Annotated in this window: 11 protein-coding genes; 3 read left to right on the forward strand and 8 right to left on the reverse strand. The window is 71.8% G+C overall.

Features of this window, described 5'->3' with window-relative positions:
* The first annotated feature begins 78 nt into the window (after nucleotides 1–78).
* From J8M50_RS29710 to J8M50_RS29720, 3 genes are all read left to right on the forward strand, one after another.
* Entirely contained in the window at nucleotides 79–1,734 is a 1,656-nt protein-coding gene (locus J8M50_RS29710) for a beta-N-acetylhexosaminidase (protein ID WP_075661253.1), read from the forward strand.
* A gap of 87 nt (nucleotides 1,735–1,821) precedes the next feature.
* Nucleotides 1,822–2,475: a DUF4328 domain-containing protein gene (locus J8M50_RS29715; protein ID WP_078480537.1), complete on the forward strand. Its 654-nt coding sequence runs from the start codon at nucleotides 1,822–1,824 to the stop codon at nucleotides 2,473–2,475.
* 263 nt (nucleotides 2,476–2,738) lie between these two features.
* Nucleotides 2,739–3,290 carry a hypothetical protein gene (locus tag J8M50_RS29720; RefSeq protein WP_059043260.1) on the forward strand — a complete coding sequence of 184 codons (552 nt, stop codon included), beginning with the start codon at nucleotides 2,739–2,741 and terminating at the stop codon, nucleotides 3,288–3,290.
* Between the two features lie 19 nt (nucleotides 3,291–3,309).
* On the opposite strand, the gene J8M50_RS29725 is transcribed toward J8M50_RS29720, so the two are convergent.
* The 8 genes from J8M50_RS29725 to lanKC form a co-directional block, all read right to left on the reverse strand.
* On the reverse strand, nucleotides 3,310–4,092 hold the full coding sequence (locus tag J8M50_RS29725; protein ID WP_010351867.1) for an ABC transporter ATP-binding protein: 783 nt from the start codon (nucleotides 4,090–4,092) through the stop codon (nucleotides 3,310–3,312).
* Nucleotides 4,089–6,056, reverse strand: coding sequence for a prolyl oligopeptidase family serine peptidase (locus J8M50_RS49795; protein WP_010351868.1), 1,968 nt, complete (start codon nucleotides 6,054–6,056; stop codon nucleotides 4,089–4,091). The genes J8M50_RS29725 and J8M50_RS49795 overlap by 4 nt, the downstream gene beginning before the upstream one ends.
* On the reverse strand, nucleotides 6,049–7,290 hold the full coding sequence (locus J8M50_RS29735; RefSeq protein ID WP_010351869.1) for an MFS transporter: 1,242 nt from the start codon (nucleotides 7,288–7,290) through the stop codon (nucleotides 6,049–6,051). Before J8M50_RS29735 ends, J8M50_RS49795 begins: the two co-directional genes overlap by 8 nt.
* A complete protein-coding gene (locus tag J8M50_RS29740) occupies nucleotides 7,287–9,242 on the reverse strand; it encodes an FtsX-like permease family protein (protein ID WP_010351870.1) in 1,956 nt (651 codons plus the stop codon). Before J8M50_RS29740 ends, J8M50_RS29735 begins: the two co-directional genes overlap by 4 nt.
* A 113-nt stretch (nucleotides 9,243–9,355) precedes the next feature.
* Nucleotides 9,356–9,445: a class III lanthipeptide gene (locus tag J8M50_RS29745; protein WP_193383829.1), complete on the reverse strand. Its 90-nt coding sequence runs from the start codon at nucleotides 9,443–9,445 to the stop codon at nucleotides 9,356–9,358.
* A 217-nt stretch (nucleotides 9,446–9,662) separates the two neighbouring features.
* Nucleotides 9,663–9,749: a class III lanthipeptide gene (locus J8M50_RS50180; protein WP_193383830.1), complete on the reverse strand. Its 87-nt coding sequence runs from the start codon at nucleotides 9,747–9,749 to the stop codon at nucleotides 9,663–9,665.
* Nucleotides 9,750–9,782: 33 nt separating this feature from the next.
* Nucleotides 9,783–9,869: a class III lanthipeptide gene (locus J8M50_RS50185; protein ID WP_193383831.1), complete on the reverse strand. Its 87-nt coding sequence runs from the start codon at nucleotides 9,867–9,869 to the stop codon at nucleotides 9,783–9,785.
* A 74-nt stretch (nucleotides 9,870–9,943) separates the two neighbouring features.
* A complete protein-coding gene (gene lanKC, locus J8M50_RS29760; RefSeq protein ID WP_010351871.1) occupies nucleotides 9,944–12,430 on the reverse strand; it encodes a class III lanthionine synthetase LanKC in 2,487 nt (828 codons plus the stop codon).
* Nucleotides 12,431–12,672 lie beyond the last annotated feature (242 nt).

The raw sequence follows: 12,672 nt of genomic DNA on the forward strand, positions 1-12,672 counted from the left end.
CGAATTTCACTCGATCGGGAGAGTTTCGGAACGTGTGGTGGACGACAGGTGGTCGGCCTTGAGTCATAGGTTGACGGCGTGAGCAGGCATAGGCACAAGCGCGGCAAGCGGCAGGGCGGTGGGCGGCGGGGAGCCGTCGTCGCCGGGGCGTTCGTGGTGACCGTGGGGCTCGGGGTGGGGGTCGGGGTGTGGGCCTCGTCCGGGTCCTCGGGGTCCGGGTCGCCGACCGAGGCGTCCGCGCGGGCCTCCCGTAGTACTGCTAGTACTGCTAGTACTGGGCCCAGCGCCTCCCGTTCCGTCCGGCCCCCCTCCTCCTACCCCCTCTCCACCAGCCCCCGCACCATCCCCGCCGTCGCCTCCCACACCCCGGCGCGCGGTCCCGGGTGGCGGCCCGCGCGGGGCTTCCGGGTCGTCGTCGTCGACGACTCCCGGCTCGCGGACGAAGGGCAGCTGATCGCCGGGGAGTTGGGGATGTCGTACGGGGGTGAGGCGGCCGACAGCCGGGACGGCGACGTACGGCTCGAACTCGGCGAAGAGGGGCCCTCGGAGTCGTACAGCATGACCGTGAGCGGGGGGAAGGTCACCGTCAGCGGGGCGTCCGAGGCGGGGGTGTTCTACGGGACGCGGACGCTGAAGCAGGAGGTGCGCGGGGGCGGGGCGGCGCCCGAAGGGGTCGTGCGGGACCGGCCCGCCAAGCCCGTACGGGGGTTCATGCTCGACATCGCGCGCAAGAACTTCTCGGCGTCCTGGATCGAGGACCGGGTACGGGAGCTGGGCGACCTGAAGTTCAATCAGCTCGGGCTGCACTTCTCCGACGACCAGGGGTTCCGGATCGCCTCCGATTCGCACCCGGAGGTCGTGTCGAAGGTGCATCTCACCAAATCCGAGGTGAAGTCGATCGTCTCCCTCGCGGCGTCCCGGCATATCGAGATCGTGCCGGAGATCGATTCGCCGGGGCACCTCGGGGCGGTCATCTCGGCGCACCCGGAATTGCAGCTCCGCAATGTGAACGGCGTGCCCACGAAAGGCGCCGTCGACATCTCCAAGGGCGCCTCCGCGCAGATCGTCGACGAACTGCTCCGTGAATACGCGGAGTTGTTCCCCGGCTCTTCCTGGCATCTCGGCGGCGACGAGTACCAGGCCCTGACCGTGCCCAACCCCGGCGCCCTCTACCCCCAGCTCGCCGCCGCCGCGCGGAACGAGTACGGGGCCGGTGCGGGCGTCGCCGATCTCGCCACCGCGTGGCTCAACGACCGGGCGAAGGCGGTCGCCGGGCGGACCGTGCGGGCCTGGAACGACGGGTTCTACCGGGGGACGTCGGTCAAGGCCGCCGACGGGATCCAGGTCGCGTACTGGACCGGGAAGGAGTTGGGGGCGCGGAAACCGGTCGAGTATCTCTCCGCCGGGCGGAAGGTCGTCAATTACAACGACGAGTTCCTCTATTACGTGCTCGGGGAGCCGAACACCTTCGTCTATCCGACGGGGCAGCGGATTTACGAGCAGTGGAATCCTCGGGTGCTGCGGGGGGCTGCCGCGGTTCCCTCGTCCTACGATTCGCAGATTCTCGGCGGGGTTTTCGCCGTGTGGTGCGATCTGTCGCAGTCGCAGACGCAGGCTCAGGTCGCTGCGGGGATTCGGATGCCGTTGCGGGCGGTCTCGCAGAAGCTGTGGGACTCCCGTACACCGGATTTGTCGTGGGCGCGGTTCCGGGAGTTGGCGGGGCGGGTGAGCTGAGGGGGCCTGTGCTGCCGTTGCTCCCGTGCGAGAATGCGCGTTCCGGGTCTGGGGAGGCCCGGAATTCTCATTACTTGGGGGGATTTCATGTCTGTTGCGTGGTTGCGTTCGCCGGTGTGGCTGGGGAGAGCCACGGCCGTGCTGCTCGGAGCCGTCGTCGTCGCGCGGGTGTTCTCGGTGTGGGTGGGGAGCGTGAGGTACGGCGCCTACGGCGACCTCGCGGACGGGATCGACAACGTCGAAGCCGCGGTGGACGCGGACCGGTTGCAGGATCTGGCGGCGATGATCCAGGCACCTCCGTTCATGGCCGTCATCGTCGTCTACCTCTGCTGGTTCTGGCGGGTCCGCGTGAACGCGGAGGTCTTCGAGCCGGGGGGACACGCCAAGACGCGGGGGTGGACCGTCGGCGGCTGGTTCATGCCGGTCCTCAACCTCTGGTTCCCGCGGCGGGTGATGGTCGACGTGTGGAAGGCGAGCGCGCCGCTGGGGCGGACGGTGTCGCATGGACTCGTCGATGCGTGGTGGGTGGCGTGGGTGCTGTCGATCTACTCCAGCTGGGCGATGGGAGTGAAGTACCGACGTGCGGAAACCGCTGCGGAGCTTCGGGAGTTCGCCGGGGTGACCATGGTCACGGACGCGATGGGGGCGCTGGCGGGGGTGCTGGCGATTCTTGTCGTGCTGCGGGTGACTCGGATGCAGAACGAGAAGGCGATGGCGAGGGCCGCGTTGCCGGTGGGGTGACGCCGGTGTCGTTGGGGGGCCTGTGAAGCGGGCGTCGACTGTGGGCGTCAACTGTGGGTGTCAGTTGTGGTCATCGACCCGGCATATGCCCCACCCCGCCTCTTTCCGTTTCCCGGCCGGTTTCTCCCCTCTCTCGGCCACTTCTGGCTGGAAATCTCCGTTCCGTTTGCCCTGGCGTATCGGGTGGTGGCCCTGTGAGACTGGGGCGCCACAGGGAAAAAGGGGCTTCGTACGGGGGTGGGGCCCAGGGGAGGGAGAAGTCGATGAACCTGGTCGAACTGTTGGCGGGGGCCGACGAACTGACGCTGGCCGCGAGCGGGTTGGCTTGTTTGGATCGGTGCGTGTCTCTGCTGGGAGGCGACGACGAGGTCCTGAGACCTCTGTGGGGAAACCTCGCGCCCGGCGGCGACCCCGCCGCCTGGCCGGCCCTCCTCCAGCAGATCCAGTCGAAGCTGGACGGCTCCGCCGAGTCCGAGGACGACGCCGTACTCCTCACCCGCGCGATGCTCGACGGCACACCCGCCGAACGTACGGGGCAGGCGCTCCGCGACTGGGCCGACACCTGCTCCCTGGCGGCCCTCCGCGTCCACCTCCTCCTCGACCCGGCCACGGGCCCCGCGGAAATCCCCCGCGACGGCCACACCGAGGGCCTGCCGCCGCTGGTCGTCGCGGAACTCCGGCGGCAGGTGACGGTGTTGGAGGTGGTTGCGGGGCATGGGGGTGCGGGGTTGCGGCGGGCGGTGGATGTGTCCACGGAGGGGCGGCGGGTGGTGCGGGCGGTGGTTTCTCGGCGGGGGCGGGTGGCTGTTCCCTAGACCGGGAACGGGCAGGGGGCTACAGCCTTTCTCGTTCGAAGCGTTTCATCCGCTCCAGGACCTGGTCGGTGTCCGGGCGGCGGATCTCGTCCACGACACGGCCGTCGGCCAGGAACACGACACGGTCCGCGAAGGCCGCGGCGGCAGGGTCGTGGGTCACCATGACGATGGTCTGAGCCATCGTGCGGACCAGCTCACGGAAGAGAGCGAGCACCTCCGCGGCGGCCCGGGTGTCGAGGTTGCCCGTCGGCTCGTCCGCGAAGATGAGCTCGGGCCGGCCGGCCAGGGCCCGCGCACAGGCGACGCGCTGCTGCTGGCCGCCGGACAGTTCGCCGGGCCGGTGGGTGAGCCGCTGTTCCAGACCGAGTGTCGTCACCACCTGCTCCAGCCACCGCTGGTCCGGACGCTTGCCCGCGATGGTGAGCGGAAGGGTGATGTTCTCCGCCACCGTCAGGGTCGGCAGCAGATGGAACGCCTGGAAGACGAAACCGATGCGCTCACGGCGCAGCAGGGTCAGACGCCGGTCCGAGAGCCGCGACAACTCGGCGTCACCGATGCGGACCGAGCCGGACGTCGGTGTGTCCAGTCCCGCCAGACACTGCATCAACGTCGACTTGCCCGATCCGGACGGCCCCATGATCGCGGTGAACCGCTCGCGCCGGAACGCCACCGAGACCCGGTCGAGGGCCACGACCCGGCGCGCGCCCGTGCCGTACACCTTGGTGAGATCCACCGCCGCCGCGGCCGAGTGCTGGTCGTAGGGCCCGGGGCCGGTGTCGCTGTGGGGATGTGCCGAGGTCATGCGGTGCTCCGTGGTGGTGGTTCGGACGGGCTGGGGGACAGGCCGGTTCGGGCGGCGAGGAAGGCCAGGACACGCGAGCCCAGCTGCCGTGCGGCGCTGCCCGACCGCCCCTGGTGCCCGGAGTTCTCCTGGTGGTCGAGGAGGATCGGCGCCGGGCCCGAGGTCGCCCGCTGGAGCGCCGCGCAGAGTTTCCACGCGTGCCACGGCGGGACCCGGGCATCCTGTCCGCCGGTGATCAGGAGAGTCGCCGGATACGGTTCGCCCTCGCGTACCCGGTGATACGGGGAGTACGTGAGGAGCGCCCGCAACGTGTCCGGGTCCGCGGGATCGCCGTACTCCGCACGCCAGAGCGGGCCGAGGCCGTCGACGTCGTAACGCGCCATGTCCGTCAGCGGAGCCGCGCAGGCCACCGCGGCGAAGACGGCGGGGGCGCGGACCAGGGCGCCGGCCAGCACCAGACCGCCGTTGCTGGCGGCCAGCGCCGCCAGCCGGCCCGGACGTGCCTCGCCGTGCGCGACCAGGTGCTGCGCCGCCGCGCACAGGTCGTCGACGGTGTCCGACTTGCCGGAGCCGCGCCCTGCCGCCGCCCAGCGCGGGCCGAACTCGCCGCCCCCGCGCGCGTGCACCCAGGCGACCCGGCCGCCGGCGGTCAGCCATGCCGCGGTGATCGGGTCCCAGGAGGGTTCGAGCGGTACGCCGAAGCCGCCGTAGACGGTGATCAAGGTCGGAACCGGACCTGCCTCGGGCACGGTCGGCAGGCCGTACGGGTCGCACACGGTGACGGGTACGGCGGTGCCGTCGCGACTGGTGGTCGTCAGAACCCTGAGGGAGGACCGGTCGGCGGGGGCGGCGTCGACGGGCGCGCCGGCGACCACGCGGCGGACCCAGCGGCCGTGGACGGGGTCGTCGCCGAGGATCCACAGCGCGTCGCCGAGGCCGCCGTCGTCCCGGCGCGTGCAGGAACCGAGCCGCAGCCGGGCGTGCCAGGTGAAGGACGTGCTTTCCGCGTCCCCGCACAGGCTCCTGACATCGAGGTGACGGACGGTGCCGTCCTGCTTCAGGGCCATCAGGTACGGCGCCCCGGCCGGACCCAGCACGCGCAGGCCTCTGATCTCCGTCCCCGTTCCGGACGGAGCGGGGACGCCTGCGGTGAGACCGCGTTCCGGGGCCGAGAGGTCCAGTGCCGAGAGCTGCCCGTCCACCGCGAGATGCAGCGTGTCCTCGCCGAGGGCGAAGGCGGTGACGTTCGAGCCGTCCAGGGGAAGAGGCTGCCATTCCACCGGACTTCGGCCGTCCCACCGTGTGCACCACCAGCGCGGCGACGGGGCGCCGGGAGTCCGGGTGCGCAGCAGCAGGTGGCCTTGCGGAGTGGTGTGCAGGGACAGCCGTACCGGTGCCGGGACCGGAAGCTCCAGGGTGCGCGGGGGGCCGCCGTCCAGGTGCCGGGCGCACAGTACGTGCTCGGTGCGCGTACCGGCGCTGTACAGCAGCAGATCCTGGAGGAAGGCGACGGCGGGGTGCGGTGCCGCCTCGGCCAGGTGCTGTGTGTCGCCGTCGACCGGGACCAGGGTGAGACCGCCGTTCTCGCGGCCGTCGTGGTGGAGCTGGACCACGACCGTCCGGCCGGTGGGGTCCGGCTGCCAGGACGCGATACGGACGTCCGAGGAACCGCCGGCCGTGTCGAGGAGGGTCCGGGTGCGGCCCTGCGTGTCGGACACGGTCAGCGCTCGGCTGCCGGACGTGGTCATGACGTGCTGGAACAGCATCCCGCCGGCTTCCGCGGGCGGGTCGAGCGGCCGGCCCGCCGTGGCATCGCCGATGCCGGCCAGCAGCGACTCCCAGGCGTGTTCCCCGGAGTGCTCCGCCCGCCGCTCCAGGAGGTGCCGCTGGGAGCGGAGCCAGGAGCGCGTCCGACGGGAGTCCTCCTCCAGCCAGCGGTACGGATCGGGTGCGGTGTCAGCCACGCCGGGCCTCCATGGGCGGGACGTCGGCCGGGTCGGCGGGCACGGTGCGGCTGCCGGATGTCAGCCACCCCGCGACGGCGAGTAGCAGGACGAGTACGGCGACTCCGGTCACCGTCGGTGCCAGCCCGAACGCATGGGCGCTCGCCCCGGCGAGCGTGGGACCGAGCGGGGCGACCGCTTGGGCGAGGAACCCCCCGGCGCTGTGGACACGGCCCTGGAGCCTCGGCGGGGTGAGGCGCATCTGGGTCGACGAGATGATCACGGTGATCACCGGCCCCGCGGCGGCGGCCACCGCGAGCAGGAGGGCCGCCAGCCCCGTGCTGCGCGTGGTGGCGAAGCCGAGGAGTGCGACCGCGACGACCCCGGTGGCGAGTGCGACGCCCCGGCCGGCCGCGAGCCGTCGCGCCGCGGGAACGGCGAGCAGGGAACCCGTGAGGGCACCGGCTCCCAGGGCCGCCGTCTGCACCGCCACGTCCATGGAGCCCGCGCCGCCGTCCCCGGAGGAGGCGATGACCACGATCAGCAGGCCGTTGAAGACCAGATTCAGCACGGTGGAATTGATCGCGCCGTAGCGCAGGAAGGGAGAACGCCACAGGAAGCGCAGACCTTCGAGCACCGCGCGGAACGCGGGCTGCTCGTCCCGTCCGGCACCGGTCCCGGACGGCAGCAGGAAGGAGCAGCAGGCCGCGACGGAGTAGGTACCGGCGTCGGCACCGAACACCCAGGCGGCGTCGACCTTCAGCAGCACACCCCCCACGAGCGGCCCGACGATCAGCGCGAAGGCGGCGCGGCTCTGGAGCAGGGCCAGCGCTCTCGGCAGCAGGTCGGGCTGGACGAAGGCACGCACGGCCACGTTCTCGGCGGGCGCCAGGGTGCTGCCCACGGCGCCGAGCAGGAAAGCCGCGGCCAGCAGCACCGCCGGGTGGCCGGCGTCCGCCCACTGGAGCAGGGCGAGCGCGCCGAGCACCAGTGCACCGAGCGCGTTGCAGACGAAGAGGAGCAGACGGCGCTCGTACCGGTCCGCGAGCACTCCGGCGGGCAGCCTGGCCAGGACGATGCCGAGGGACAGGGCCGTACTGGTGAATCCGGCCTGCCGGACGTCGCCGCTCGCCTGGTAGGCGACCAGCGGCAGGGCGATGACCGAGGCCGCCGTGCCGACGGCGGAGGCGGACTCCCCGCAGAACAGCAGCCAGAACGTCGTACCGAGCCGCTGTTTCGGACGGGGCGGGCTCATCCCGTCCTCCTGGCGAACTGTTCCTGGACGCTCGCCAGCGGACGGGCCGTCATCGCCGAGGGGACGGCGAGCGCCAGGACGGAGCCCAGGAGGACACCGGCGGTCCACGGCACGTCGAGGGTGGGCAGGACGCCGATGCCGAGAACCACGGCCAGCGGGACCAGACAGGCCAGGGTGGTGACGGCGGCCAGGGCCACGCCGACCGCCGCCGTGCCCACCGACTCGTACAGCAGACAGCGCAGCAACTGGCCCTTGCCCAGGCCGAGGGCGCGGAGGTGGGCCTGCTGGGTGCGGCGGTCGCGCTGGGCCAGGGACGAGGTGTTGGCGGCTGCCAGCAGCGCGTAACCGGAGACGACGGCGACGATGAGGCGGGAGGCGAAGTCGTCGGCCGCGCTGCGCGGTTGCAGGTCGTGGAGGTACTGGTCCCGGGACATGACCGTCTGGCCGTGCGGCGCCGGCCAGGAGCGGTAGGAGCCGGTCAGCAGGATGCGGTCGGCGTACGGGGAGTCGGCGTGGTCCAGGGCCGTGGACCGGGAGACGACGAACTCCGGGAAGGCGATGTCCCGTTCGTAGACGGCCACCAGCGTCAGCGTCGTCCTCGAACCGTCGGTGAGGGTGAGGCCCACCCGGTCACCGACGTGCCACTTCTGGGCCTCGGCCACCGCCGAGCCCGCCGCGAAGGTGCCCTCCCGCACCGCGGACAGGTCGCCTTCCCGCCCGTCGAGGTCGAGGACCCCGGCGAGCGAAGGGCCGTCGACCCCCCATGCCTTCACCGCCTTGGGGCTGCTGTCGAGGTCGGTCGGCGGCGCGGTGACCTCGGCGGCCACCAGCGCGGTCGCGGTGCCGCCGGGGAACGTCGTCCCCGGATCGGCGGGCAGCCGGGTTCCGGGAGCGGCGGTGACGACTCCGGCGGCGCGCAGCCCGTCCTCCGTCTCGCGCTGGACCGCCGTACCCATGGTGGCCCCGGCGCCGAGCAGGCAGACGGCGATTCCCACGGCGAGCAGGACGGGTACCGCCATGGCCGTCGTCCGGGCGGGCGCCGCGCGCAGACCCGCCGCGGCGATCCGGCCGACCTGCCGGTCCACGACCCGCAGGACGCCGCAGACCGGCAGGAGCAGGGGCGGCACGATCCACGGGGCCAGGACCGCGAGCGTGGGGATCAGCATCAGTGCGAGGCCGGGGGCGACAGCGGCGCGCACCGTGGCCGGGAGGTCCATGAACGCCATCACGTACAACAGCGGTGCGCACAGCATGAGCGCCATGGCCAGACCGGTGAACCCCCGGGCCGTGCTGCGGGAGGTCGCCGAGGCGGCCTCCGCGTCCTTCATGAGCGCACCGGGGCTCACCCGGCCCGCCGCGAGGACACTGGCCAGGGCCGCCAGGACGGCCACGGCAGCGGTGGCCGCGCAGACGCCTGCGGCCACTGTCCAGGTCGCGCCGGCCGATGGCAGTCCGGCCGTCCCGGGATAGAGCCGGCGGTCCTCCAGCAGACGGTGTCCGAGCCGGGCCAGCGGCACCATGCCGACGGCCGTGCCCACGGCGGCCGACAGGAACGCGAGTCCCGCCACGTCACCGGCGACGAGGACCCGAAGACGCCCCGACGTGACACCGAGGGCGCGCAGCACGGCGAACTGCCCGAGCCGTTGCCCCGTCCACAGGGAGACGGTGGAGCCGATCACCATCACCGCGCACATCAGGAGCAGGGACAGCAGCAGGGACAGCAGATCCTGGGCGTCCCGCGTCTCGTCGGCCGCCACGGAGTTCTCGGGAAGGTCCAGGCCGGTGGTGCCGAGATACAGCAGGACACACGCGCCGAGGCCCGCCGCGGTCACGGCACAGGCCAGCGCGGCGCCGGCCAGGCGGCCGGGGTGGGCCCGCGCCTCGGAGACGGCCAGGCGGCGCATGCTCGTCGGACCGACGAGGGAGGCTGGGGGGCGGGACGCAACGGGCACTGTCCTCTGTCCTTCACGGGGCGTAATCTGGAAGGAGTCCGGGGAGGCCACCCATACCGTGGCCTCCCCGGACTTGTCTGCCGCGCGGGTACGCGGCGGGCCGTGACCGTGCGTCAGTCGCACACCACGACACTGAGCGTGCTGATCGGGGCGTCGACGACCGTCTCCTCGTCGAGTTCCTGGAGAGCGAGGACATCCATCATGGGAAGGCACCCCCTCTCAGGGCGCGAAGGGACGGAGCGGGCTCCGATCACACCGCCGGGGCGGTTCAGCAGCCGCCGAGGCTGATGGTGCTGATCGGGGCGTCGACGACGATTTCCTCGTCGAGCTCCTGGAGCACGAGAACGTCCGTCATGCGAAGTCACCTCCTTCCGGGGGCGGTCGGTGCGGACTGCGGTCCGGCTGTGCGCCGGACCGGGGTCAGCAGTTGACGACGGAGACGGTGCTGATGGGGGCGTCGACGACGGTCTCCTCGTCGAGCTCCTGGAGGGCGAGAACGTTCAGCATGTGGAGTCACCTCTTTTTCGGGGTTGGCCGGAGTCAGCAGTTGACGAAGGAAGCGGTGCTGATGGGGGCGTCGACGACGGTCTCCTCGTCGAGCTCCTGGAGGGCGAGAACGTTCAGCATGTGAGGTCACCTCCTTTCGGGGCTGGTCGGGACAGGTACCGGCGGCAGGCTCCTCCGGTCGGCGTCCGTCCGGGTCACGGATGGGCGCCGGGGAGCAGTCGGCTGCCGGGGCTCTGGGCGGCTTTCAGCGCGAGGACCGCGCCGGCGGAGCCGGTCGCCAGGTCCGTCGAGAGACGGACCAACTGGTCGCCGTGCAGGACGTGGGCGTCCTCGTACGGCGCGAGGTGCAGGGACAGGGCGCGCAGGTGGTCGTGGAGTTCCCCGGTCCAGCGCGGTTCCCGGGCCACGAGGTGCGACAGCAGGTAGGCCAGTCCGGACCGGCCGTTGAACAGCCCGCCCTGGAGCACCACTTGTACGGCGCCGGCCCGGACGGCGCCCGCCACCAGGGCGTCCGCGCCGAGCGAGGCGGCCTGGGCATCGGGGAGGGCCAGCGCCGCGAAGGCCACGCCCGCGGAGCCCTCCGCCAAGTAGGGCAGCAGCTTGTGGGAACTGTGCATCTGGAGCATGCCGTCCACGTCGCGGGCGTGCCGCAGATCGCAGCGCACAGCCTGCTCGGCGGCTTGGAGCCACGCCGGGTCGCCGGTCACGCCGGAGCAGCGGGCGAACAGGACCGCGGGGCCCGACCAGCCGTACATCAAGCCCGGCCGGTCCAGCAGACCCGCCGTCCCGACCCGTTCACGCACGCGCAGGGCGAGCCGCAGGGCCTCCTCCTTCAGCCCGGAGTCGAGAAGGACGTGCGCGATGCCGGTGAGGCCGCCGAAGAGACCCGGCGAGGCGGGCAGTGGGCCGGCCAGCAGACGGTCGATCAGGTTCGCGCCCTCCGGATGCCCGAGCCGCTGCAACAGCCAGGCGGTGCCGCCCAGGCCGTCGTACAGTCCGGCCGGCGTGTCCGCGGGCGCGCGGCGCGCGGCCCGGATCAGCCAGTCCAGGTGCGCGTCGGCCGGGGCGGTGCCGGCTGCCTGCTGGGCCCAGAGCACTCCCGGGGCGCCGTACGCGAGCCCGAGACAGGCTCCTGGCCGGTGTCCGGCCACATCGCCGGGGAACAGCCGGTCCGTACGCTCGACGTCCGCCGCGCGCGCGATGCCGCGCAGCAGCGTGTCCGTGGCCGGCGCCGTCGGGGAGGGGACCTGGGAACGGGTGACGTACGGCCTGAGCGCGGGTGACAGTGCCAGGCGCTCGGTCATCTTCTTCACGAACCGGTCGGGGAGGTCCGGGAACGAGGTGGTGGCCAGCTCGATCAGCGCGGCCACGCTCGACGGAGTGCGCAGGGTCAGGACGGTGAGGGGGACGAGAACAGCGAGCTGGCAGCAGCCCAGGGCGAACTGATCGGCCTCACGCGGGTCTTCGATCGTGGGATCCGTGAAGCCGGGCGCCCCCAGGGCCGCGGTACGGACGGCGTCGGTTCGCGTGGCGAGTTCGAAGTCCACGAGCGCGACCGTGCCGTCGGGCCGGATGAGGATGTTGCGGTGGTGCAGGTCGCCGAAGGCCACGCCCGCCCGGTGCAGAGCCTCGACGCACTCCTCGACCTGTTCCATGCGGTGGACGGCGAGAGCCGCGAAAGCCGCGCGCGCTTCCCGCGTGGGCCGGTGGCGGGTGAGCGGGTAGTCCCGGCCCAGCCAGGCGTTGACCGTCTCCCCCTCGATGTACTCCATCGCGAGGTAATGGTGTTCCCAGGCGGTGAAGGAATCGAACAGGCGGGGGACGAAGGGCAGATGGGCCACTTTCCGCAGGACCGCCTCCTCGGTGCGTAATCGCTCCACCGCGTCCACACCGTTGCCGTCCAGACCGGCATGCGGCCGGGCCTCCTTGAGGACGACATTCCTGCCTCGGCCGTCCTCCGCGAGATAGACACCCCCGCCGTTGGAGAAATGCAGTGCCTTGTGGATGCGGTGGCCGTTCAGCGTCGCGGATTCACCGGCCGGCCGGGGCGTGAGGAATTCCGGTACCTCGGCCCACTCGGGGGTGGTGAAGACAGGGCGGCGGGGGTCCGGCACCAGCTGCCCCCGGGGATCGCGCAGGGCGGGCACCCGGGCGCCGTCGGAGAGTTCACACCACATCAGGGTGAAGGCGCCGTATCGCACGGAGACCGGGCCGTCGTTCCACCGCTGGTCGGACAGGACGTACGGGCCGGGCCGTCCGCCCAGGAGCGAGTCCAGTGCGGTCAGGGCGGTCCGCAGTTCGTCCGTGGTGCGGGGATAGACGGTCACCGCCTTGCCGCTCGAAGCGCGGTGGGCGTACTTGGTGTTCAGGGCGGTGACGATCAGCCGGCTGCGCAGGAACTTCCACGGCAGCCCGAGCCGCCGGCACACCAGCCATGCCGCCTCGATCGTCTCCTCGGCGGTGTCGGGCGTCGTGCTGACGTGGATCTTCCAGCCCTGCTCCGGCAGTTCCCCGGCCGCGGCGGGTGTCAGGAACTCCCAGACGCCGTGGTGCTCCCGCCGCCAGTCCTCGGGGATTTCCCGCACGGCGAGGGAGAAGAGGGACTGCTCGTCCTTGCAGCGGTCCAACGGCTCGTACCAGAAGGGGTCGGCGATGGTGAATGCCTCGTACCTCGGGTCCATGCACCCTCCCCATACTCGCCTTGTCCGGGAATCCGCCATCGGGAAATCCGTCATCGGGAATTCTGACGGGAAATCGCTTTCCTCGTCGTCGTGTTCGATCCTCGGGGATTCGTCCGCCGAAGGGCAACTGGATAAGCCCAGACTTAACTGCATGCTCCGGATTCCGTTTTCCGACTGCTCGGCTCGCGCCATCCTGGCCGGAAAGCATGTCTTGCCCATGACGGGGCGCACTTCCGGGAAGT

Source organism: Streptomyces acidiscabies (assembly GCF_020010905.1).
GTDB lineage: Bacteria > Actinomycetota > Actinomycetes > Streptomycetales > Streptomycetaceae > Streptomyces > Streptomyces acidiscabies.

What these genes read in the sequence shown, in the direction of transcription:
- J8M50_RS29715 (WP_078480537.1), top strand. Translation starts at nt 1,822, where the DNA reads ATGTCTGTTGCGTGGTTGCGTTCGCCGGTGTGGCTGGGGAGAGCCACG.
- J8M50_RS29720 (WP_059043260.1), top strand. Translation starts at nt 2,739, where the DNA reads ATGAACCTGGTCGAACTGTTGGCGGGGGCCGACGAACTGACGCTGGCC.
- J8M50_RS29725 (WP_010351867.1), bottom strand. Translation starts at nt 4,092, where the DNA reads ATGACCTCGGCACATCCCCACAGCGACACCGGCCCCGGGCCCTACGAC.
- J8M50_RS29735 (WP_010351869.1), bottom strand. Translation starts at nt 7,290, where the DNA reads ATGAGCCCGCCCCGTCCGAAACAGCGGCTCGGTACGACGTTCTGGCTG.
- J8M50_RS29745 (WP_193383829.1), bottom strand. Translation starts at nt 9,445, where the DNA reads ATGATGGATGTCCTCGCTCTCCAGGAACTCGACGAGGAGACGGTCGTC.
- J8M50_RS50180 (WP_193383830.1), bottom strand. Translation starts at nt 9,749, where the DNA reads ATGCTGAACGTTCTCGCCCTCCAGGAGCTCGACGAGGAGACCGTCGTC.
- J8M50_RS50185 (WP_193383831.1), bottom strand. Translation starts at nt 9,869, where the DNA reads ATGCTGAACGTTCTCGCCCTCCAGGAGCTCGACGAGGAGACCGTCGTC.
- lanKC (WP_010351871.1), bottom strand. Translation starts at nt 12,430, where the DNA reads ATGGACCCGAGGTACGAGGCATTCACCATCGCCGACCCCTTCTGGTAC.